Origin of the sequence: Ekhidna sp. (genome assembly GCF_964218185.1) — a bacterium.
GTDB lineage: Bacteria > Bacteroidota > Bacteroidia > Cytophagales > Cyclobacteriaceae > Ekhidna.
Map to the genome: position 1 here is coordinate 84152 of NZ_CAXPLV010000003.1, position 21424 is coordinate 105575.

Genomic DNA, 21424 nt, shown 5'->3' on the forward strand with positions numbered 1-21424 from the left:
GGCTTTTTCACGGAAGTCAGAGATGAACGGATTTTAGTTGTCTTTTGCAAGTGTTAAAATTAAGCAACATTAAATAAACGTTAATACAAGATTAGGTTCAATGCTTGACTTGATGAAGCTATCGGATTGATAATTTGCAAGTATTGAAAATGATCTGATGAATGGAGTCGATAGTGGAGGAATATCCTTATCTTGTTTTTGACAAAAACTAACTTAACAACATTTGATTATGGATTTTTCAACAATTAACTGGCTGGCAGTTGTGGTAGCGACTGTTTCAGCATTTGTGGTAGGAGGTATCTGGTATGGTCCTCTTTTTGGCAAAGCCTGGATGGCGGAGATGGGATTCACAGAAGATGACCTCAAGGATGCCAACATGGCAAAAATCTACGGGACTGCATTTGTTCTCGAATTTATTATAGCTCTGCAGCTTGCGCTATTCCTTGGCCATGGAGGTTCTGAACCATCAGTGGGTCAAGGTGCTGCATACGGTTTTCACATAGGCTTCTTTTTTATTGCCCTGTCTATGGGAGTCAACGCGTTATTTTCACGAACATCGCTTAAGCTGTGGTTTATCAATGCGTTTTACTTTGTGATTCTGCTCACACTGATGGGAGTGATTCTTACCGTAATGTAATATTGAATTTAACCTCCACTATCTCCCTTCATCGGGAGATAGTGGAGGTTTTTTTAGATACTACTTCACTTCTACAAATACAGGAGCTTGTTCGAAAAGCGTGTCTGTTGTGACCTGCGTGATCGCTCCGGTTTCATAATTCATTGTGAAAATGTCAAAGTTCATTTTATCGTCTTTTCCCCCTGAATTGGAATCAAAGGTAATAAGCTGACCATCTGACGACCATGAATGCCAACCTACCAAAATAGAGTCTGGAGTTAGCTTTTTCAAACCTGTACCATCTGGATTAATTTGAAATAGGTATGACCCTCCTTGCTGTTTTGAGTGGTAGGTGATGATGTTGCGATTTGGTTCCCAATACGGAGGACCTGCATGGTAGCTGTACCAATCTGCTGTAGTGTCTCCCTCTGGGTAATAGGTAAGCTGCCGCAGGTTGCCGCCATCAGCGCCAACAATATAAAGTTCATCCTGGTAGCCGATATTTGCCTTAAATCGCTTTTTTGATCCTCTGAACACAACCTCTGATCCGTCTGGCGAGAAGAATGGATCGCTATAATAGGGGAGTCCGGTATAGACTTTTTGGATGAGTTCACCTGATCTGGTAATAATATAGAAGGCGCTATCACCTTCTACTCTAGGGTTTACAATGATCTCTTCACCACCTTTCCGCGTGCTCATCCAGCTGTCTCGCAGTTGCGGGCCGCCAATTTTTCTGTGTTCCTTTCCAAGAGCATCTGTTTCGTACAAGAAATAGCAACGGTGGCAGGTGTCTTTATCGGATATGTACAACACTTTATCATTATAAGCTCTGTATGTCCATTCCACTCCGTTAAGATTCGTGATATTTGCCTGGTCAGACCCATCTAATTTCATAGTGAAAACCTCGTAATTATCTCCTTCACGATCTGTCCATACATTGTAGGCGATTCGATATTCTTTTGATCGTTGCTTGGCTTCTTTTTTAGCACACGAAAGAAGTAAGAGGGCAAGTATTATATAGGTTAGATTCTTCATTTTATCTCCAGATTCCGATTATAAATCCAATTAACGTAAAGTAAACTACAATATAGCCACCATTGATGAGCATGTATCGAATGGATTTTTGCTCATACATTGCAATGATGATGAAGATCATGGCTGCCCAGCCAAATCCAGCTAAGAATCCAGCTGTGGTTCCCCATACCCAATCTGTATTAGCGTCACCAAGAAAAAAAGCCATGTTGTAACACAAAATGATGGATAGCAAGGTGGATATGCCGTATAGTTTACCAATGTTGATATTTTTGAAGTCCTCATCTGTTTTATTGTTTTCAGACTTCCAGGCATTATAAAATAATACTGGAGAATACCAGATAGCACCCACAACAAGATTAGCAACAGCAGCAACAAGTACTGCCCAATGATTGATGTACATTTCTTCCATAAGTTTTTTTGAAGTAAATGTAGAGCGGCGTGAGATATCTGTATTGGAAAAAATTTACCTCAGTGGGATATAATTGAGATCAGGTCCTTTTTCCGTAAGATATTGGTTGGGATTGTATCCAGAGAAGATTTTAAACTCATTGATGAAATGAGCCTGATCGTAGTATCCGCAATCAAGCGCTAGCTGTGTCCAATTGATTTGATTGGTGTTTTGCAGGTCATTTACCACTTTCTGGAATCTCATCACTTTCTGAAAGCCCTTAGGAGTCAGGCCTACATATTTCTTGAAAAGAGCAATGAAATGCTTTTGACTATAGCCGCTGTTTTCAGAAATCCATTTGATGGTACCGGAAGTAGGATTTTTAGCAATCAAGGCGGTCGTTTGTACAATTGCCAAAGGAATGGTTTTGGAAGAGATTCGTTTCGCGAGAAAGTCCTCCATAAGTTTGAATTTTTCTAACGCTGATGATTTTTCCAGAATATCCTCTCTGAGATTTGCGATGGACTCATGGAAAAGTAAATCTGCATCCACTACCGAGCCTTGAAGTTGATCTGTTGGTTGCTGTACAAACGCATAAGCACCTGCATAGGTGAAATTGACCACCATCATACTGGACATACGCCCGCCAGAGTCAATGGTTAGTAGTTCATTCCTTGCACCTGAAAACCAGAATCGTTTGCATTGTTGCTTTTCTGCCAGATTGGAATTATCAAAAATACTTTTCGGTCGTTCGGTGAGATCGATAATTAGTGTCTGGCGCCCGTCAGGCAGGAGTCGTTCCTTTTCATGATCAGGTGAATAGGAGTCAAAGTAGACGATGGACTCTACATACAAGGCAAGAATACCCTCCGGAATATGAAAATGAAAATTCATCTACTCATTTGGATAAAGTGCTCTGGGGATTGTCATAATTTCTGTCTGTCTGCCATCGATGTATCTTACTGTCTTGCCATCAAAAAATGCATCTTCTTCTAGCATAATCCTGATTTCTTTATCCCATTCTTTCAGGTAAACGCCAGCATTCAACTCAATGGAATGGGCAGTATTCGCGTAGAGCGGATAATCCCCTTTGCCAGGTACACCGTCCTGCTGATCCCAAAGTCCGATGGTAGGCCCTGCAGCATGACCATGGAAACCAATCGGGTGGGTATAGATCACTCCCTTCAATCCCTCGGCCTTGCATTGATCCAGTGTTGCTTTCAATATCTCATTTCCACTTCTTCCTTCCTTAAAGTTGGAGGTCAAAATATCCTGCACACGATTCCCTTCCTTAAATGCATCCTTCAGGAACTGAGGGGCTTCACGTTCTCCTGGCTTCAGCACATATGCATGCTGCTGTGTGTCGGTGTTGAGTCTCAAATAGGTAATTCCAAAATCTACATGCAGCAAATCACCGGGGTAAATCACTTGATGCTCAGGACGCTCAGAAAAGGAGCGAAGATGATCAAATGATTCAGGATCCTTCCGCTGAATTGAGACGGAAGGATGAAACCATGCAGTGAATCCAAGCTCTCTGATGCGATCACGATACCACCATACTACGTCATCGGTTGTAGTCACTCCAGGTTGTATGACCTTTTCAGAAAAACCCTCAGCAATGATCTGATGAGCCATTCGGACAATGTTTTGATAAACAGTCATCTCGCTTTCGGTACGTGTCTCGAGCCATCCGATCGCTACATTTTCAGCTCCTACGACTCTGTCTTGATATTTTTTTGGCAGAACTTTCATCAGCATGTCATAGTGCGTGGAGGAGATGCCGTCTGCCAGTGCAAAAGTTTCTGATTTGTTGATACCTATCTTTCTTGGATTTTTTTGGATAATCATCTCTGCCAGTGCCTTCCACTGGTCTGGCTGTTCCTCTTTGTTCCAAACAGTCTTGAAAAGATCTCCTGTATTGTATCTGCTCATCCCAAAAGTCTCCAGCGGTTTCCCGTTACCCGGATCGTATGCTATTAGCATGGTGGTTCGCCTGGCAGACTGCCAGGTAGCCGGAAGTAGTGTTTTGATCACGGGATCTTCATTGTACTCTCGAGCAATGACCACCCACATGTCTATATCGGCACGGCGCATCACCTCAGGGAGTACTATTTGCACTCGCTCGTTTAGCCATTGATCAATGACCTCAGCACGCTCACGCATGGATAGCGTTTTTGGGAAATAGGGATTTTGGGCTGTAAGCCCAAAGCTTAAAGTAAGAAATGAAATAAGTAAAAATGATTTCATGCTTTAGTGTTTAGGCACTAAAGATAGTCATTCAGCTCGGAGGCTTAGTCTACAATTATACGAGTGGATAATTCAGCACCTTCTGAAGAAACCACTTTCAACAGATAAATTCCTTTACTCATTTGAGATGCATTTACCTGGTAGTTCAATGGATTTTCCTGAATGACATTCTCCAGTAGACTCTTAGCTTCACCTCCAGATAGACTGTAAACTGTCACCTTTTTAATTTGAAAAGGAGTGTTCGATGATAGCTTAATTACACCGTCTTTAACTACGGTAGGGTAGGCGCTAATCTTTGTTTGTGCAGTCTCAATTCCGGTACTGATTCGCTTTACCGAGAAGTATTCATGCTGACCATCAAAGTCAACCTGCTTTAATCGGTAGTATTCCACAGATGCTAATGGAAACTTGTCTTCAAATGTGTATTCGATCTGCTCATTTGTATTTCCATTTCCACTCACTCTACCTATCTCGTAGAAATGCTGACCATCCTCTGAGCGCTCTACCTGAAAATAGTCGTTGTTTATTTCAGAAGCTGTAGCCCATGAAAGTGAAATGTGATCTTTGTTTGAAACATTGAAATATAGCAAGTCTACTGGGAGCGGAGTAGCACCACCTCCGTTTACAAATTCTTCAAGTGAACCGTAACCATCATCGGAGAGTTCATCAATTGTAAATGAGGAGTCTCCATCACCATCCCCACTATCATCAATCTCACTCTGAGCATTACCTCCATACCCTCCAGCATAAACATTGCCTGTCCCTGAATAATCATTCTGAGCTCCAGATCCCGACATAGTAAATGTACCAGTTACAACAATAACCCCATCAGAATCTACTGAAATCTTATTGTTCATTGTTAAATCACCAAATACAATTAGTACTCCATTTGAGGTGACAGTTAATTCCATCGATTTGTTTTCAAAAACCACATCTCCGAAAATTACCAAGGTGTCATTGACAATAAACTCTCCAGCGAAGTTGCTGTTAGCCACATTGATATTAACTCTGCTAACATTTGAGCCTAATGTGATGTAATCATTGAAATTCAAGGTTTCCCCATTTAGGTTCAAAGTACCATCTCCATCCGTCCCCGAGCCTGGGTATGTAGCATTCCAGTTGGAATTATTCTGCCATGAGCCATCCTGCGTTGTTGTTTGAGCAAAAGCAATGGCACAAATGGAGAATGATATCAATGTGATCAATGATCTCATTTGTCAATTAGTTGTTATTGCAAATATACGTGTATGTATACCTATTTGGATTTACTATGTAACTCAATTGGGACATTTATTCGACAAAAGTTTTCTGGTGGTTGTTGAACTGCTTTTTTCTACCTTTGTATTTTATCTACAACATATTAAATGAAGTATCTAAATAATTTAACGGAGGGAATAGGAAATACCCCACTTTTAAAACTAAATAGTGTCAATAAGGGCATAAAAGGAACTATTCTGGTCAAGGTTGAGTATTTCAATCCAGGTAACTCGATCAAGGACAGAATAGCCCTGAAGATGATAGAGGATGCTGAGGAGAAAGGAATTCTCAAGCCTGGTGGAACCATCATAGAAGGTACTTCTGGAAATACGGGAATGGGCCTGGCCCTTGTGGCCATTTCTAAAGGGTACAAATGCATCTTTACTTTAGCTGATAAGCAGAGTAAAGAAAAAATGGATGTTCTTAGAGCCATGGGAGCGGAGGTAGTAGTTTGCCCCACCAATGTAGCTCCTGATGATCCTAAGTCTTATTACTCTGTAGCTAAGCAGTTGGAAAAAGATATTCCCAATTCATTCTACCCTAATCAATACGATCATCCAGCTAATGCTTTATCGCACTATGAAACTACTGGTCCGGAAATCTGGAGAGACACGGATGGCAAAATCACCCATTATGCTGCAGGCATGGGGACTGGAGGTACAATCAGCGGGGCTTCAAAATACTTAAAGGAGCAAAATCCAAATGTTATTACAGTCGGGCTAGACTCTTACGGGTCAGTTTTTAAGAAGTATAAGGAGACAGGCGAATTTGACGAAAAGGAAATTTACCCATACCTAACTGAAGGAATAGGGGAAGATATTCTACCTAAGAATGTTGATTTTGATATGGTGGACCACATCGTGAAGGTAACTGATAAGGATGCTGCCATCATGACCCGAAGATTGGCTCGTGAGGAAGGACTCTTTGTAGGCTGGTCGTGTGGTTCTGCAGTGCATGGGGCTCTTGAGTATGCCAAGGAAAATTTGAACGATGATGATGTGATGGTGATCATTCTTCCTGATCACGGCACCAGATACCTGGGTAAGGTCTACAATGATGACTGGATGAAGGATCATGGATTTCTGGAGGACAGAAAGTTTGCAACTGCGAAGGATATCATCATGAGCAAAAACGGATCGTCTGATCTTGTATGCATTGATAAATCATTGAAGGTGGGAGAGGCTGTGAAACTGATGAGCCAAAAAGGTATTGACCAGGCGCCTGTGATTGATGGAAATGAGTATGTTGGAAGTGTTTCTGATAGTTTGTTGCTCAAGAGTTTGGTAGAAGACCCTTCGCTAAAGGACAAGCCTGTTTCTGAAATTATGGAAGCTCCTTTCCAGTTTATCTCTTCATTGGAACCGATCGATGTGATGTCATCTATGCTGGGTAAGGAAAAGAAAGCGTTAATGATTCGCGATGAAAACAATAAGGTGCATATTATCACACAAAGTGATCTTTTGGTAGCGATGACGAATTGATTACTTTTGAAATAGCACAATTTAAAATAGTAACTCTTTACTTGCAGTCCCGACGGTAGTACGTCGGGATTTTTTCATTCAAAACGATGAAATCAAATCAACCAATTGGAATTTTTGATAGCGGTATAGGTGGCCTCACAGTTGCTAGGGCTGTTAAAAAAGTATTGCCAAACGAATCGCTGATCTATTTTGGAGATACGGCTCATCTTCCTTACGGTGATAAATCCACGGCAGCCATTCAGGCCTATTCTGTGCGTATTGCTGAAATGTTATTGAAACAAAGATGTAAGGTCATTCTGATTGCATGCAATTCAGCTTCTTCAGCGGCGTATGATTTGGTTACGGAGTATGTGGGTAAAAGAGCCAAGGTTTTTGATGTAATCAATCCTACTATTGACTACATAAGAGAAAATCACAATGACGATAAAATAGGACTTATCGGCACGAAGCAAACAGTATCTGCAGGTGTTTATGGTAGAAAGATTGAGGAATTGAAACAAAATATCACTTTCACATCGTTGGCTACCCCGCTGTTGGTTCCTATGATTGAGGAGGGTATTTACAATGACCAAATCAGTCATGATATCATCAAAAAATACCTTAATGACCCAGCCTTAGTGGGTATAAAATCACTGATTTTAGGATGTACGCACTATCCAATCATCAAGACCGAAATTAAGGCCTATTATCAGGAACATAATGCGCATGTAGAGATCATTGACTCTGCCGAGACGGTAGCACAGGCACTCAAGTCATTTTTAGAATATCACCAGCTGGTAAATAAGGACCAGTCACCATCTTATCAATTTTTGGTTTCCGATTTTACCGAGGCTTTTGAGCATACCACCAAGACGTTTTTTGGTAAAGAAGTTCATCTTGAAAAGATTCCTATCTGGGACGAATTGGGTTAGATTTACAAATATGAATAAGGCTTTATTTCTAATACTGGTCGTTTTAGTTTCAGCATGTGCAGTGAATAAAGGCACGAAAACGATACATCCCTACAACGGAGGGAGCGTAGGTTGCGGAAACTTTATTGTATACAAACTAACAGATGACAATACTGAATATGTGTCTGTAGTGCTTGACGCATCATCCATTGAATTGGAGCAAACTCAAGCTTATGCCATTGGAATAGCTGATGTGGTGAAAGTGACCCGAAAGAAATATGCTGGCTCGATCGCTTCATCCCTATGCAATGATGTGATGGCGGATAAGCCTGAAGAGTTATTAGAAGAGATTGCCTCCGAGGGCATAGTCGAAGTTCGTGTAAGTGAGGTAGAGATTAAAAAGGCAGAAAAGAAGGAAGCCTATAAGGCAACTATCATTCTGAAAAACGTTGTTTTTGATGGTGTGGTAATCGATTATCTTCGATTAGAAGATGTAACGGTAGGGTGGCTGCCAGGGTAATTCTCATTTATTTCCAGATATAGTTTTCTTAGACTCACCTGAGGGGTAAATTCGAGCGTGATTTCGTTCGTCTTCTATCTCGGATTCCTGCTGATCTTCGTCATATTCGCTGTATATGCCGAGCGGAAAACTGCCGCGTTTATCCAAAATCGTTTGGGGCCGATGGAAGTAGGGCCGAAAGGTATCCTGCAGACCGTTGCAGATCTTTTGAAGATGTTGCAAAAAGAAGATATCCGGGCAAGTGCTGTGGATATCATTCCATATCTGATTGCCCCACTCATAGTTTTCATTGCAGTTTTTGGTGGTTATGCCGTGCTTCCGGTCAATGCTGATTTTTCAGGTTCTACCATCACAAGTGGAGTGTTCTTTTTGTTAGCTATTGTATCGCTGGATGTTTTAGGAATCCTAATGGCGGGCTGGGCTTCCAATAACAAATACAGTCTATATGGAGCTATGAGGTCTGTCGCTCAAATCATTTCCTATGAAGTGCCTCTTGGTCTCAGTGTGTTGTGCGTGGTTATTATTTCAGGCTCATTGGATCTTCAGCAGATGAGCCAAATGCAAGGAGGGGGAATATTATCCTGGTTTATCATTTCACATCCGGTTCTCATCATCCCATTCATCATCTTTTTCATTTCCGGGCTGGCAGAGGCAAATCGAACTCCCTTTGATCTGCCGGAATCTGAGTCTGAACTCATTGGCGGATACCACACCGAATACTCCGGCTTCAGGTGGGGAATCTTTATGCTGGCAGAATATGGTATGATGTTGCTTTTATCCATTCTCGGGTCGATTCTCTTCTTTGGCGGATGGAATTCGCCGGTTTCAGGTTTTGGTGAGGGAGTTATTTGGGGGACATTTTGGTTGTTATTCAAATCAATGATTTTGATCTTTATCCAAATGTGGGTGAGGTGGACACTTCCTCGCCTTCGTGTGGATCAGTTGATGAGTCTTTCATGGAAATACCTAACCCCAATAGCCATAGTGATGTTATTTGTTTGTGCATTGTGGAAGCTTTGGTTAATCAGTTGAAATGAGCTATTTCAGTAACATATCGAATGCCATTGGCACCACTCTCAAGGGGTTATCTCTTTCAATCAAATACTTTTTTGAAGCTCGAAAGAAAAGAAAGAAGGAGTCTGTCCTAGATGACAATTATTTTGATAAGGCGAATGGCACCTTTACAGTTCAATACCCGCATGAACAAATACCTATTCCTGATCATGGAAGGTATCAGTTGCACAATGAAATCGATGATTGCATAGTCTGTGATAAATGCGCTAAAATTTGTCCGGTTGATTGTATCGACATTGAACCAGTCCGATCACCAGAAGTCTTTGGGCAAACATCAGATGGCACACCTCTCAGGATTCATGCAGCCAAATTCGACATAGACATGTCCAAGTGCTGCTTTTGTGGACTCTGCACGGTTGTATGCCCAACCGAGTGTTTAACGATGACCAAAGAATTTGATTTTAGCACCACGGATATTTTAGATCACAACTTCTCTTTTAGCAAAATGACTGATAAGGAAATTACAGAAAAGAAGAAGGAGTTTGAGGAATATCAGGCTGAAAAAACTAAGGCTAAACCAGAGCTTCCATCTTCCAATAAGGATGTAGAAGTGATGAAGAAACCGGCAGCAAAACCTGTTTTTAAACCTCGCATACCAAAGAAGAAATGATTGTCTCTATTCAAATATTTCTTTTGCTTTTAGTGCTTTCGGGTGTCGGTATCATTCTTTTCACCAAAAACATTGTGCATGCAGCATATGCTCTCTGTCTAACTTTGATCGGGGTGGCAGGTGTATATGTGCTACTGTCTTCGGAGTTGCTAGCCGTGGTGCAGATCATGCTCTATGCTGGAGGGGTAGTTATTTTGCTTGCATTCGGTGTGATGATGACCAATAGATTGAGGGGAGAAAAAGTCCTTTCGGGATCGAACAATAAATTTCTTGGCACCCTAATTTCGATTAGTGTTTTTGGAGGGCTTTGTTATATCATCTCATCGGCTTCATTTGAAACAACAGGAGGCGCACTTGCAGAAGATCAGATCGCCCAAATAGGTGTGTCTTTTTTGACAGATCATCTGGTGGCATTTGAGCTGATTGCATTTACTCTTTTAGTGGCATTAGTTGGTGCTGCATACTTAGCAAAAATGGCTGCAGATGAGTGAAACGATGCTAACATACACCCTATATCTGGCTGCACTTCTTTTTAGCTCAGGAACCTATGTGGTGATCACCAAGAAAAATTCAATTTTCGTTTTGATAGGGGTTGAATTGATGCTAAATGCGGGCAATGTGGTGCTTGCAGCTTTTTCACAATTTGATCCATCAATCAATGGACAAATCATGGCAATTTTTGCTGTGGTTTTGACGGTGTGTGAGGTATCAATTGCATTAGCCATTCTCCTGAACATTTATCGTAAATCAGGTGTGTCAAATCTGGATGAATTAAACGAAATAGGTAACTGATGAACGATATCGTCTCCACACATTGGCTCGAACAACACCTGAATGAAGCAGACCTGATTGTGCTTGACGCCAGTCAATCCACAAGTGTGAAAAAACAAGAAAATGCCTATGAAGGAAATTACATTCCAGGATCGATAGCTTTCAGTCTGAAGGAGTTTTCGGAGCAGGATAGCGAATTTCCTAATACTCTGTCAAGTCCTGAATGGTTCAGTCAGAAGTGCCGGGAACTGGGGGTAAATCATAGCAGTAAAATTGTGGTTTATGACAATGCAGGTATTTACTGGAGTCCAAGGGTTTGGTGGATGTTCAAGGTAATGGGACATAACAATATCGCAGTGCTGGATGGTGGTTTGCCAGCCTGGATTAAAGATGGTAAACCGATTACTGACACTTTAATCACTTCACAAGATCAGGGAGATTTCAAGGCAGATCTTCAACCGGACCTAGTGAAATACTTTGAAGATATTCAATCAAATCTTGAAAGGGACACATTTCACGTTGTAGATGCCCGTTCTGCTGGCAGGTTTGACGGATCATCTCCTGAGCCTCGGGAAGGATTGGATTCAGGACATATTCCCAACTCGGCAAATATACCCTTCGAGCATGTGCTGCAGGATGGCTATTTCAAATCAGAAGATAAGCTAAAAAAGATATTCAATGGGGTGGATCAAAATAAAGAGTTGGTCTTTTCCTGTGGGTCAGGTCTAACAGCATGCATCACCATGCTGGCCCATCACAAAGTTTCAAATCACATCAGTCCGATTTATGATGGTTCATGGACCGAATGGGTGCTTCGAGGAGGATCAATCGCTAAAGAAAAATGAAGGAGCTACTGATTATATTGTCATTGTTTCTTCCGGTGGTGGGTGGATTGCTGTCAGCAATATTTAATAAGCCTGTAGTAGCTATCATAGGTATGGGAATGTCGTTGATTGCCTCTGCTCTCACTCTAATTCTCGGGGTTAATCTGCAAGTTACTTTAGAATGGTTGCCTGGATATTCCTTAGGGATTATCGTCGATGACACCACCTTAATTTTGACTTGCCTGGTAATTTTCATCTCGCTGCTCGTCCACATTTTTTCAATGGAATACTTGAAGGATGATTTAGGGAAGAATAGGTATTTCGCAAAACTCGGCTTGTTTACTTTTTCAATGATCGGCTTGTTGCTAGCAGATCACCTGATTTTACTTTTTATTTTCTGGGAATTGGTTGGTCTTTCTTCCTATCTGTTGATTGGGTTTTGGTATAGAAAGGAAGGAGTTCCTTCCTCGGCTCGGCTTGCATTCATGGTCAACCGAGTAGCAGATGTCGCTTTGCTCATTGGTATCCTAATGCTCAACAAAGATGGTTCCCTTAATATTTCTGAGATGAATGGGATATGGCTGTTTGTGCCATCCATTTTGATGGCTATTGGAGCATTTGGAAAATCTGCACAATTGCCGTTTTCAGGCTGGCTTACCAAGGCAATGGTAGGTCCAACACCTGTGTCGGCACTCATCCATGCTGCTACGATGGTGGCTGCCGGAGTTTATTTACTTTATCGGGTAGGCCCATTCATGCATGAGGTTGCATTGACGTGGATTGCGGTGATTGGTACATTGACAGCCTTCTATGCCGCAGTATGTGCTTTGTTTCAACACGATATAAAGAAGGTGTTGGCGTATTCTACTATTTCTCAACTTGGATATATGATTATGGGAGTAGGTGTGGGCGCAGGATCAGCTGCTATTTTTCACTTGTTTACTCATGCGTTTTTTAAAGCAGGACTTTTTCTTGGTGCCGGAGCAATCATTCACTACATGCATCAGGCCACCGATAAAGATGCGCAGGACATGCGAAATATGGGTGGACTTAAGGAGAAGATGCCCTGGACATTTCGGGCATTTCTGATTTGCTCATTGGCATTAGCTGGAATTCCATTTTTTAGTGGATTTATGTCTAAAGAAGGAATTATTCTAGCCGGATGGGAGTGGGCAAATCAGACAGGAACCTGGAGCTACATGATCCCGGATATAGGATTGATCACAGCTTTTATTACAGCACTTTATGTGGGCAGGATGGTTTTGCTTGTATTCTTTGGACAGAGTAGAATTAGTAGCTCAGTTTCTTTTACTGAAAATCTACAGATAAAGCTTCCGTTGGTTTTGTTGGCTTTAGGTTCAATTTGGATTTTCTTCAATTGGAATCCACTCGCCCATGAAACATGGCTTCAAGGTTTTTGGATGGGTAATGACTTACCTGTTGAAGTGTCATCCATGCTGGTGATGCTCCTTTCTATCATTCTGTCTTCTGCTGGACTGGCGCTCGCTTATTCATTCTTTAAGCCTGGTTCTACTTATGCGGAATCCTATGCAGGTTTTGGTCAGAAAAAACTCAAAATCCTGCTTGAGGGATTGTATCTGGTTGCTTTGTATGAATACCTAGGAAAGTTTGTAAGCCAATGTGCTGAATTTCTTAGTAAGATTGATGAGAAAGTGGTGGATGGAATTCTTCATTTATTGGGAGTAGGCACAGTAGTGCTTGCCAAGGTAGCAGCCCTGATCGATCGATTTGTAGTAGATGGGCCGGTAAATCTTACAGGCTTTGTTTCAACAGCTATTGGTGATAGACTGGCTGGCCTAAGTTCCAGAAGTGTACAAGCGCAGATGATGTGGTTGATTGTGGGGGTTATTTTGATTTTAATTTGGATACTATTTTTTTAGCAACGCATGCAAAACATCCTAACCTATATTTTCATCCTACCGCTGATAGTTGCACTAATGATGCTGTTTATCCCAGCCGAACGATGGGGCATTTTTAGAAGGCTATCATTAGCCACGGTAGGAATACAACTCGTTCTTGCGGTGCTGTTGATGATCAACTTCGACAGCTCTCTTATTCCGGAAAATTGGGAAGGAGCATTTCAGTTCGTTGAAAAAGTCGACTGGATCAGCATGTCGTTTGGTAGTATGGGCTCCATAAGCATCCAATATTTCATAGGTGTTGATGGCATCAGTCTTCCTCTTGTGGTGCTATCTTCATTTGTGCTCCTTATTGGTGTAATTTCCTCTTGGAATATCCAGGAAAAGGCCAAAGGGTATCACATACTATATCTCATTCTCAGCTCGAGCATTGTAGGATGCTTCATCGCATTAGACTTTTTTCTTTTTTATCTCTGCTTCGAATTCATGCTTTTACCCATGTTTTTCCTAATCGGGATATGGGGGGGAAAGCGCAGATCTTACGCTTCCATCAAATTTTTCCTTTATACTCTTCTGGGCTCGCTATTCATTCTGGTGGTGATGATCGCTTTATACCTCAGCGTAATGGATGGGGAAGTTCACACCTTTAGTATGGTGAAAATGCTTGATGGAGCTTATGCTTCTAATACAGTTCTTGATCCTGGATCTCCTCAGTTGATTTTTGGGTATTCCGCACGTGTGCTTGCATTCCTGTTTTTAATTATTGGGTTTGGTATCAAACTACCCGCAGTACCTGTACACACCTGGCTGCCGGATGCGCACGTGGAGGCACCTACGCCTATTTCTGTAGTTTTAGCTGGGTTGCTACTGAAAGTTGGAGCCTATGGTTTGCTGCGGATCGCATATGGAATCTTTCCTGACGTTGCGGTGGAGTTTTCTGGCCTGGTTGCGATCCTCGGAGTTATTTCAATATTATATGGAGGGATGAATGCACTAGCTCAGCGAGACCTGAAACGTATGGTAGCCTATTCATCTGTGTCGCACATGGGCTTTGTGCTAGTAGGACTAGCTTCACTGACAGCTGTGGGATTTTCTGGGGCTCTGTTCCACATGATCTCTCACGGGCTGATTTCTCCAGCGCTCTTTCTGATCGCAGGGGTGATCTATGATCGCACCGGAAATCGAGCCATGGAGAACTTCAGCGGATTGGCAGAGAAGATGCCGGTCTATACCTTTTTTATGGCTGTATGTTTCTTTGCTGGTCTAGGGCTTCCGGGATTGTCGGGATTTGTAGGTGAGCTAATGGTGCTGATAGGAGCATTTGGTAGTGATCAATTCTCGATGTGGATTGGGATTCTTGCTACCTTGGGGATCGCTATCTCAGCGGCCTATTTTCTTTGGACGATCCAGCGAATGTTTTATGGAAAATATTTTGTTAGAGAGGCTGCCTGGGAGCAAAACATGCTTGACTTGAATGCAAGAGAAAAGCTCATGCTGATCCCACTAGCCTTATTGATCATAGCACTCGGCGTGTATCCTCGATGGATATTGGACTTCAGTGATGAAACCATTCGCTTTTTTACTCAACAGTTTAGCCTCATACAACCATGAGCCTGATTGAGCAGTTGAATAGCATTCTCAATGAACTTCAAGGCGTGTGGACAGAGACTGCATTGATGCTTGGGGCTATTGTCACTTTACTCGTCGGGCTGATAAAGAGACTGGACAAACTGGTCATCGTAGTATACCTGCTATCTATTGTAGTTAGCATAGCCCTTAACTACAACAACACTCTTTCAGGATCGATCTTATCCGGTTCACTTGCCCTATCCAGCTTAAGCTCGTCCTTTGGTTTCATCTTTTTGATTATTGGTGGTCTCTTGCCACTTTTTGGAAGGGCAAAACAGCATCGTACGGAATTCTTTTTTTTCATACTGGCAATGCTTGTTGGGAGTCTGTTTATCATGAAGGCCAACAACCTTCTGATAATCTATCTTGCAATTGAGCTGGTTTCATTCTGTTCTTATATCCTAACAAATTTCACCTTCAAGGAAAAATCCTTTGAAGCAGGCATCAAATACCTCTTATTTGGGGCCATCTGTTCAGCAACCATGCTATTTGGTTTGGGCATGATTTACGGTGCAACGGGCACCATTCAAATTAGAGGCTGGAATGAGGTACTATTTTCAGGACTGTTTGCGCAGGTTGGTTTTGTTCTTTTTTTGGTTGGCATTTTTTTTAAAATCTCTCTTGCACCAGCACACCTATGGGTGCCAGCCACCTATCAAGAAGCACCAGCAGATGCTGCTGCTTTCATGTCTATCGTTCCGAAACTGGCAGCTCTTGTGTTATTGCAAAGGCTATTCAACACGGAGATATTCAGTGATGATCATTGGGTTTTAAGGTTAGTATTTGCTCTGGGAATGCTAACGATCATAGCCGGAACATTGGGAGCTTTTAAGCAGCGTAATGCAAGGCGGATGATCGGTTTTGGTGCAATAGCTCATTCAGGATTTTTACTACCTTTTGCCTTACTGCAAACGACCACTTCATCTGATGCTTTTTGGTATTACTCGCTTATTTATGGGATCATGAATTTTGCTGCATTTTTTATGCTGGATCGCTATGAAAAAACAGGAATTTATGAAGTGGCAGATTACAACAAGTCTCATAAGGAGACTTGGATAGGGGTAGTATTTTCGCTAATTCTCGTTTCGCTGGTTGGACTTCCTCCATTGGCGGGTTTCACTGCTAAGTTCTTTCTTTTTAGTACCCTTTGGGAGTCCGGATTGATGATGTACCTGGTGGTTGCCTTACTGGCCACAGTGGGTTCACTTTTCTTTTACTTCAGGATACCAAAAAGCATATTCCTTTCAGCTCCAGTCGATGATCGGTCAATCAATTTCAATTTCTCAACGAAAATTTTAGCAACTCTTTTCTGTATTGTGTTGTTATTGTTGTTCTTTGTACCTCAGATGGTAATGGAAGCGCAACAATTGCTTAACAACGTCCATGAGTGACCCGATAAAACACGAATGTGGCATAGCCCACCTCCGCTTAAGGAAACCCCTCCAATATTACATTGACAAATACGGCACGCCTGCGTATGCAGCCAAAAAGATGTACCTGCTGATGAAAAAGCAGAGTAATCGCGGGCAGGATGGTGTGGGAGTGGCCAGCATTAAAATCGACATTCCACCGGGCTTACGATACATTTCCAGATACAGAACGATCAATTCTAATCCCATTGAGGAGATCTTTGGAAAAATCAGTAAGAAGTACCTAAAAGCCAAAAAGGACCCAAGTGGCGATGAAAACAATGCGGAATGGCTGAAGGAAAATTATGCTTTTACGGGTGAGTCCTGGCTGGGACACCTGAGGTACGGGACGCACGGGAAAAACAGCATTGAAAATTGTCATCCATTTCTAAGGCAGAACAACTGGAGGAGCAGGAATCTGGTCATGGCAGGAAACTTCAATATGACCAATGTGGAGGAATTGTTCAACATCCTTGTTGGCTTAGGACAGTTTCCTAAGGATAAGGTTGACACGGTGACCGTCATGGAAAAGATTGGTCACTTCCTTGATGAAGAAAATCAACGAATCTTTGATAAATACAAGGACGAACTATCCAACGAGGAAATCACCTATAAGATCGAAGAGGAGATTGATCTTCAGCGTGTTTTGAAGCGATCTTGTCGTGATTTTGATGGCGGGTATGCCATGGCAGGGATCATTGGTTACGGCGCATCGTTTGTTGCCCGGGATCCTGCTGGAATTCGACCAGCTTACTATTATGCAGATGATGAAGTGGTGGTGGTCACCTCTGAAAAACAGGCGATTAAAACCGCTTTTGGCTGTGAATACTCAGAGATTGAAGAAGTGAAGCCTGGCCATGCGCTTATCATTTCTAAGAATGGAGACTATGAACAAAAACAGTTTATAGAGCCAATCGAACGAAAATCATGTTCATTTGAGCGAATCTACTTCTCTCGCGGTACTGATCCGGATATTTATAATGAGCGAAGAATGCTGGGAGAATTGTTGGTTCCTCAGGTTTTAAAAGCTATAAATTCTGACCTTCGAAATACTGTTTTTTCATACATCCCCAATACTGCTGAGACATCCTTCCTTGGACTAATGCGAGGGGTGGAAAAATATCTGATTGCGAAAAGAAAAGAAGTAATTCTCGAAGGAAAGCCATCTGCTGATTCCATTGAGGAGATGCTGAACTTTCAGCCGAGAGTTGAAAAACTGGTGCTGAAAGATGCTAAACTAAGAACGTTCATCACGGATGATAAGGGAAGAGATGAATTGGTTTCTCATGTATATGACACCACGTATGAGGTTATCAATAAACATACAGATACACTCGTTGTGATTGATGATAGTATCGTTCGTGGTACTACACTGGAAAAAAGTATTCTTACCCTTTTAGATAGGCTGGAACCCAAAAAGATCGTCATAGTTTCCTCTGCTCCTCAGATTCGATTTCCGGATTGCTACGGGATTGATATGAGCAAAATGAGAGAGTTTCTGGCCTTTAGGGCAGTGTTGGAGTTGCTGAAAGATCAGAATAAAGAAGAGCTTCTCGATATCGTTTTTGATAAGTGTCTGGCCAGCCAGTCAGAGGCCAATCCGGTGAATCATGTAAATGAACTGTATCAGCAATTCACTGATGAAGAAATCTCGAAGAAGATCACTGAGATTGTGAAGCCAGATGGAATCAGGGCGGAAGTTGAGGTGGTTTATCAGACAGTGGAGAATCTTCACAAAGCTTGTCCAAATCACTTAGGCGACTGGTACTTCACAGGCGATTATCCAACCCCAGGAGGAAATAGGGTAGTCAACAAGGCTTTCATCAATTTCATGAAAGGGGTGGAGGTTAGAGCTTATTAATCAATCCTCACCGGCTCTGTAGCTATACCACGAGCACTCCATTGTTCTCCATAGACTGATTCATAGATTATTTCCACTTCTATTGAATCGGTTTGAGCAAACCAGCGTCTTAAAATGGAGGCATTGACGGAATCTTTAGATACTCCTACAAGCTCGATATGTTCCCCAGCAGGAATCAGCCTTCCTGTTTTGATATTCGAGTAATGAACATTTGTGATCGAGTCTTTAGGCTTAATTACACGATGAGTGAAAGTGGCCGGATCATCAATATAGACTGAGTCTCCATAGTGAACCCTTACTTCTCGAATAAATGCCGGACCTATTCCATTGTTCATAAGGAGATAAAGATAGGTCTCACCATCCTTTCCAGGATTAGAATTCCACATTTCCAGGTAGGGAAGCACGGAAGCATATTGCTGCTTTCGGATCAGGTTAGTTTGGTAGACAATAGTAAACAGTGTCCCAAGTGACGCAATAATTGCAACAATACTTAACCATCTGTCGGAGGACCATTTTTTCATGTGACTAAAATAGTCACATCATAGGAAATGCCTAAACTGAGAAACTCTCTCCACACCCGCAGGTTCTGGATGCATTCGGATTCACGAATTGAAAACCTTTTCCATTGAGTCCGTCTGAAAAATCCAAAGTAGTGCCAAGCAAGTAGAGCAAACTCTTTTTGTCTACCAGTATTTTCACCCCTTTGTCTTCAAACACCTCATCAGCATCCTGAATTTCAGGATCAAAAGACAGGTCATACATCAACCCGGAGCATCCACCACCTTTTACAGATACCCGGATGTTATGCTCTAATGATTTCCCCTCCTTACCAAGTAGGGTCACAATTTCTTCTCTCGCTTTATCAGTTACGTTTATCATCAGGCTACCGGATTTAATACAATACTGAATACAGTCAGGTTATTCATATCTCTGCCATAATAAAGCTTATCCATGGCATCATACATATTCTTTGCTCGGAAATAGGAGGTCTGAAGCTCGTTCATTCCCTTCATCATCCACTGAATGGTAAAGGAGCTCTCTTTTTCTTTGTGAGTACGCACATACTCCAACATCTTGTGAAGCGCATCTGTCTTGTCAAATCCATTGATCGTTTTGAACAGAAAAGATTGATTATGCCTCGGGTTGATGGTAATCAAGTCTAGTTTAACTTTCCCTTCGTTGTTTGAAAATTCAAAAATCACCTCGTCACTTCTTAGCCCCAGGAAGTTTTTTATTTCGTTTTGAATCTTGGCAGATTCTACATGAATATCTGATCTTAGCTCCATTTCCGTCAATATGTTGGTAAACTTTTCAGATCGACTGAAAGTTCCTGCATTTTTGCAAACTTACTTAATTGATCGTGTATATGTGGAAAAACGTAGAGCATATTGGTATAGCTGTAAAGGATCTGGAAAGTGTAAACGAAATTTATACGAAGCTTTTTGGAGAATCTCCCTACAAGATGGAATCGGTGGAAACAGAGCAGGTCGATACTTCATTTTTCAAAGTAGGTAATACTAAGATTGAGTTTTTAAGTGCTAGTAATGAAAATAGTGCAATCGCAAAGTTCATAGAGAAACGCGGGGAAGGGATTCATCACATAGCTTTTGAAGTTGAGGATATTCATTATGAATTGGATCGTTTGCAAAAAGAGGGATTTCAGTTTACACGACCAGAAGTATCCAAAGGGGCAGACAATAAACTGGTATGCTTCATACACCCTAAGAGTGCCAATGGAGTTTTGGTGGAGTTGTGTCAGGAGATTAGAAAATAAAATTTAATAGATTCTTCGTTCCTCAGAATGACATGATTAGTGTCACCCTGAACACAGTGAAGGATCTCATCAGAATATGAGCGACGAAAAGAGAACAGAAATAGGAGAGATCGGAGAGTTTGGTCTCATAGACCGAATTGCCGAAAAATTTGAACCTAAGAATCAAAAGGTTGTCAAAGGAATTGGAGACGATACAGCCGTGTTTGATCTCGGTGATAAGTATCTGCTTACCACCACAGACATGCTGCTCGAGGGTGTGCATTTTGATCTTTCCTATATGCCTCTCCCTCATTTAGGGTATAAGGCAGTTGCTGTGAATGTTTCTGACATTGCTGCTATGAATGGAACACCAACGCAGATTACGGTCAATCTTGGGCTAAGCAATCGTTTCTCAGTGGAAGCCGTGGAAGCTATCTACGAGGGAATCAAAGCGGCATGTGATGAGTACAATGTGGATTTGGTAGGAGGAGATACTACATCATCGGCCTCCGGTTTAGTTATCTCTGTAACTGCCATTGGTGAAGTAGATAGAGATAAAATCGTATACCGAAATGGAGCGATGGAGAGCGACATCTTATGTGTGACCGGTGATCTGGGTGGTGCATTTGTAGGCTTGCAAGTGCTGGAGCGAGAGAAGCAGGAGTACCTGGCCAATCCTGATATGCAGCCGAAGTTGGATCAGTACGATTATGTGGTTGGGCGTCAACTGAGACCAAAGGCGCGAATGGACATCATCCATGAGTTTAAAGATTTGGGCATTCAGCCAACATCTATGATAGACATTTCGGACGGACTGGCTTCAGAAGCGTTCCATTTATGTAAGCAGTCAGGGCTAGGGGTGGCTATCTACGAAGACAAAATTCCAATTGAAAAGCAAGCGTTTGAAACTGCGGCAGAGTTTAGCATTGATCCGAACTCCTGTGCGCTTAATGGAGGAGAAGACTATGAGCTTCTTTTCACCATCGGACAGGATGATTTCGAGAAAATCAAGAACCACGCAGATATCCATACCATTGGCTATATGCAGGCCAAGGAAAAAGGGAGAACATTTGTAACGAGAAGTCAAAATGTAGTAGAGCTACAGGCTCAGGGCTGGAGACATTTTTAGAACAAAAAAGGCCACCCGATTGCTCGGGTGACCCTATCACCTAATCACTA

The 21424-nt window shown here is 42.0% G+C and carries 23 protein-coding genes; 15 read left to right on the top strand and 8 right to left on the bottom strand.

The genetic code is table 11. The features are described from left to right. The first annotated feature begins 229 nt into the window (after positions 1-229). Positions 230-637 (top strand): DUF1761 domain-containing protein, encoded by a 408-nt coding sequence (locus ACEQZT_RS03480; protein ID WP_370087276.1) that lies wholly within the window; start codon positions 230-232, stop codon positions 635-637. 60 nt (positions 638-697) lie between these two features. Here ACEQZT_RS03480 and ACEQZT_RS03485 read toward each other — a convergent pair whose 3' ends face one another. Genes ACEQZT_RS03485 through ACEQZT_RS03505 form a run of 5 tightly spaced genes read right to left on the bottom strand, consistent with a single transcriptional unit; the run spans position 698 to position 5500 of the window. Next, positions 698-1651: a TolB family protein gene (locus ACEQZT_RS03485; RefSeq protein WP_370087278.1), complete on the bottom strand. Its 954-nt coding sequence runs from the start codon at positions 1649-1651 to the stop codon at positions 698-700. Between the two features lies 1 nt (position 1652). Then, a complete protein-coding gene (locus ACEQZT_RS03490; RefSeq protein ID WP_370087280.1) occupies positions 1653-2060 on the bottom strand; it encodes a DUF1761 domain-containing protein in 408 nt (135 codons plus the stop codon). A 54-nt stretch (positions 2061-2114) separates the two neighbouring features. Further along, positions 2115-2933 (bottom strand): AraC family transcriptional regulator, encoded by an 819-nt coding sequence (locus ACEQZT_RS03495; RefSeq protein ID WP_370087282.1) that lies wholly within the window; start codon positions 2931-2933, stop codon positions 2115-2117. Continuing rightward, complete coding sequence (locus ACEQZT_RS03500; RefSeq protein WP_370087284.1) at positions 2934-4286, bottom strand: M24 family metallopeptidase; 1353 nt, start codon at positions 4284-4286, stop codon at positions 2934-2936. A 44-nt stretch (positions 4287-4330) separates the two neighbouring features. Next, the gene (locus ACEQZT_RS03505; RefSeq protein ID WP_370087286.1) at positions 4331-5500 is read right to left on the bottom strand and encodes a T9SS type A sorting domain-containing protein; all 1170 of its coding nucleotides are present in this window, start codon (positions 5498-5500) and stop codon (positions 4331-4333) included. A 150-nt stretch (positions 5501-5650) separates the two neighbouring features. Here ACEQZT_RS03505 and ACEQZT_RS03510 point away from each other — a divergent pair, with 150 nt between their 5' ends. The 12 genes from ACEQZT_RS03510 (at position 5651) to ACEQZT_RS03565 (ending at position 18492) form a co-directional block, all read left to right on the top strand. Next, positions 5651-7024 (top strand): cystathionine beta-synthase, encoded by a 1374-nt coding sequence (locus ACEQZT_RS03510; RefSeq protein WP_370087287.1) that lies wholly within the window; start codon positions 5651-5653, stop codon positions 7022-7024. 86 nt (positions 7025-7110) lie between these two features. Next, a complete protein-coding gene (gene murI / locus ACEQZT_RS03515; protein WP_370087289.1) occupies positions 7111-7935 on the top strand; it encodes a glutamate racemase in 825 nt (274 codons plus the stop codon). A gap of 10 nt (positions 7936-7945) precedes the next feature. Then, complete coding sequence (locus tag ACEQZT_RS03520) at positions 7946-8434, top strand: hypothetical protein (RefSeq protein WP_370087291.1); 489 nt, start codon at positions 7946-7948, stop codon at positions 8432-8434. 57 nt (positions 8435-8491) lie between these two features. Next, the gene (gene nuoH, locus ACEQZT_RS03525; RefSeq protein WP_370087293.1) at positions 8492-9466 is read left to right on the top strand and encodes an NADH-quinone oxidoreductase subunit NuoH; all 975 of its coding nucleotides are present in this window, start codon (positions 8492-8494) and stop codon (positions 9464-9466) included. A gap of 1 nt (position 9467) precedes the next feature. After that, positions 9468-10118 carry a 4Fe-4S dicluster domain-containing protein gene (locus ACEQZT_RS03530; protein WP_370087295.1) on the top strand — a complete coding sequence of 217 codons (651 nt, stop codon included), beginning with the start codon at positions 9468-9470 and terminating at the stop codon, positions 10116-10118. Then, the gene (locus ACEQZT_RS03535; RefSeq protein ID WP_370087296.1) at positions 10115-10609 is read left to right on the top strand and encodes an NADH-quinone oxidoreductase subunit J; all 495 of its coding nucleotides are present in this window, start codon (positions 10115-10117) and stop codon (positions 10607-10609) included. The genes ACEQZT_RS03530 and ACEQZT_RS03535 overlap by 4 nt, the downstream gene beginning before the upstream one ends. After that, positions 10602-10910 (top strand): NADH-quinone oxidoreductase subunit NuoK, encoded by a 309-nt coding sequence (gene nuoK, locus ACEQZT_RS03540; RefSeq protein ID WP_370087298.1) that lies wholly within the window; start codon positions 10602-10604, stop codon positions 10908-10910. The genes ACEQZT_RS03535 and nuoK overlap by 8 nt, the downstream gene beginning before the upstream one ends. Continuing rightward, positions 10910-11734: a sulfurtransferase gene (locus tag ACEQZT_RS03545; protein ID WP_370087300.1), complete on the top strand. Its 825-nt coding sequence runs from the start codon at positions 10910-10912 to the stop codon at positions 11732-11734. Before nuoK ends, ACEQZT_RS03545 begins: the two co-directional genes overlap by 1 nt. Beyond that, the gene (locus tag ACEQZT_RS03550) at positions 11731-13614 is read left to right on the top strand and encodes an NADH-quinone oxidoreductase subunit L (RefSeq protein ID WP_370087302.1); all 1884 of its coding nucleotides are present in this window, start codon (positions 11731-11733) and stop codon (positions 13612-13614) included. The genes ACEQZT_RS03545 and ACEQZT_RS03550 overlap by 4 nt, the downstream gene beginning before the upstream one ends. Before the next feature lie 6 nt (positions 13615-13620). Further along, the gene (locus tag ACEQZT_RS03555; RefSeq protein ID WP_370087304.1) at positions 13621-15204 is read left to right on the top strand and encodes a NuoM family protein; all 1584 of its coding nucleotides are present in this window, start codon (positions 13621-13623) and stop codon (positions 15202-15204) included. Beyond that, positions 15201-16613 (top strand): NADH-quinone oxidoreductase subunit N, encoded by a 1413-nt coding sequence (locus ACEQZT_RS03560; protein ID WP_370087306.1) that lies wholly within the window; start codon positions 15201-15203, stop codon positions 16611-16613. Before ACEQZT_RS03555 ends, ACEQZT_RS03560 begins: the two co-directional genes overlap by 4 nt. Next, the gene (locus tag ACEQZT_RS03565) at positions 16606-18492 is read left to right on the top strand and encodes an amidophosphoribosyltransferase (RefSeq protein ID WP_370087308.1); all 1887 of its coding nucleotides are present in this window, start codon (positions 16606-16608) and stop codon (positions 18490-18492) included. Before ACEQZT_RS03560 ends, ACEQZT_RS03565 begins: the two co-directional genes overlap by 8 nt. Here the strand turns inward: ACEQZT_RS03565 and ACEQZT_RS03570 are convergent. From ACEQZT_RS03570 to ACEQZT_RS03580, 3 genes are read right to left on the bottom strand one after another with little or no spacing between them, the layout of a single operon-like run. Then, positions 18489-19013 carry a hypothetical protein gene (locus tag ACEQZT_RS03570; RefSeq protein ID WP_370087309.1) on the bottom strand — a complete coding sequence of 175 codons (525 nt, stop codon included), beginning with the start codon at positions 19011-19013 and terminating at the stop codon, positions 18489-18491. The two genes, ACEQZT_RS03565 and ACEQZT_RS03570, sit on opposite strands and share 4 nt — an antisense overlap. 31 nt (positions 19014-19044) lie before the next feature. After that, positions 19045-19371, bottom strand: a complete 327-nt coding sequence (locus ACEQZT_RS03575; RefSeq protein ID WP_370087311.1) for a HesB/IscA family protein — start codon at positions 19369-19371, stop codon at positions 19045-19047. After that, entirely contained in the window at positions 19371-19778 is a 408-nt protein-coding gene (locus tag ACEQZT_RS03580) for a hypothetical protein (RefSeq protein WP_370087313.1), read from the bottom strand. The genes ACEQZT_RS03575 and ACEQZT_RS03580 overlap by 1 nt, the downstream gene beginning before the upstream one ends. 80 nt (positions 19779-19858) lie before the next feature. Between ACEQZT_RS03580 and mce the strand changes: the two genes are divergently transcribed. Both mce and thiL read left to right on the top strand, forming a co-directional pair. After that, positions 19859-20266: a methylmalonyl-CoA epimerase gene (gene mce / locus ACEQZT_RS03585; RefSeq protein ID WP_370087315.1), complete on the top strand. Its 408-nt coding sequence runs from the start codon at positions 19859-19861 to the stop codon at positions 20264-20266. 76 nt (positions 20267-20342) lie between these two features. Beyond that, positions 20343-21374, top strand: coding sequence for a thiamine-phosphate kinase (thiL, locus tag ACEQZT_RS03590; protein WP_370087317.1), 1032 nt, complete (start codon positions 20343-20345; stop codon positions 21372-21374). The last annotated feature ends 50 nt before the right edge of the window (positions 21375-21424 follow it).

Bases quoted from the DNA above. Each gene is read 5' to 3' on its own strand.
- ACEQZT_RS03510 (WP_370087287.1), top strand. From the start codon at position 5,651: ATGAAGTATCTAAATAATTTAACGGAGGGAATAGGAAATACCCCACTT.
- ACEQZT_RS03490 (WP_370087280.1), bottom strand. From the start codon at position 2,060: ATGGAAGAAATGTACATCAATCATTGGGCAGTACTTGTTGCTGCTGTT.
- ACEQZT_RS03560 (WP_370087306.1), top strand. From the start codon at position 15,201: ATGAGCCTGATTGAGCAGTTGAATAGCATTCTCAATGAACTTCAAGGC.
- thiL (WP_370087317.1), top strand. From the start codon at position 20,343: ATGAGCGACGAAAAGAGAACAGAAATAGGAGAGATCGGAGAGTTTGGT.
- nuoK (WP_370087298.1), top strand. From the start codon at position 10,602: ATGAGTGAAACGATGCTAACATACACCCTATATCTGGCTGCACTTCTT.
- ACEQZT_RS03480 (WP_370087276.1), top strand. From the start codon at position 230: ATGGATTTTTCAACAATTAACTGGCTGGCAGTTGTGGTAGCGACTGTT.
- mce (WP_370087315.1), top strand. From the start codon at position 19,859: ATGTGGAAAAACGTAGAGCATATTGGTATAGCTGTAAAGGATCTGGAA.
- ACEQZT_RS03500 (WP_370087284.1), bottom strand. From the start codon at position 4,286: ATGAAATCATTTTTACTTATTTCATTTCTTACTTTAAGCTTTGGGCTT.
- ACEQZT_RS03495 (WP_370087282.1), bottom strand. From the start codon at position 2,933: ATGAATTTTCATTTTCATATTCCGGAGGGTATTCTTGCCTTGTATGTA.
- ACEQZT_RS03485 (WP_370087278.1), bottom strand. From the start codon at position 1,651: ATGAAGAATCTAACCTATATAATACTTGCCCTCTTACTTCTTTCGTGT.
- ACEQZT_RS03535 (WP_370087296.1), top strand. From the start codon at position 10,115: ATGATTGTCTCTATTCAAATATTTCTTTTGCTTTTAGTGCTTTCGGGT.
- ACEQZT_RS03520 (WP_370087291.1), top strand. From the start codon at position 7,946: ATGAATAAGGCTTTATTTCTAATACTGGTCGTTTTAGTTTCAGCATGT.
- ACEQZT_RS03565 (WP_370087308.1), top strand. From the start codon at position 16,606: ATGAGTGACCCGATAAAACACGAATGTGGCATAGCCCACCTCCGCTTA.
- ACEQZT_RS03550 (WP_370087302.1), top strand. From the start codon at position 11,731: ATGAAGGAGCTACTGATTATATTGTCATTGTTTCTTCCGGTGGTGGGT.
- ACEQZT_RS03580 (WP_370087313.1), bottom strand. From the start codon at position 19,778: ATGGAGCTAAGATCAGATATTCATGTAGAATCTGCCAAGATTCAAAAC.
- ACEQZT_RS03570 (WP_370087309.1), bottom strand. From the start codon at position 19,013: ATGAAAAAATGGTCCTCCGACAGATGGTTAAGTATTGTTGCAATTATT.
- ACEQZT_RS03530 (WP_370087295.1), top strand. From the start codon at position 9,468: ATGAGCTATTTCAGTAACATATCGAATGCCATTGGCACCACTCTCAAG.
- ACEQZT_RS03505 (WP_370087286.1), bottom strand. From the start codon at position 5,500: ATGAGATCATTGATCACATTGATATCATTCTCCATTTGTGCCATTGCT.
- murI (WP_370087289.1), top strand. From the start codon at position 7,111: ATGAAATCAAATCAACCAATTGGAATTTTTGATAGCGGTATAGGTGGC.
- ACEQZT_RS03555 (WP_370087304.1), top strand. From the start codon at position 13,621: ATGCAAAACATCCTAACCTATATTTTCATCCTACCGCTGATAGTTGCA.
- ACEQZT_RS03575 (WP_370087311.1), bottom strand. From the start codon at position 19,371: ATGATAAACGTAACTGATAAAGCGAGAGAAGAAATTGTGACCCTACTT.
- ACEQZT_RS03545 (WP_370087300.1), top strand. From the start codon at position 10,910: ATGAACGATATCGTCTCCACACATTGGCTCGAACAACACCTGAATGAA.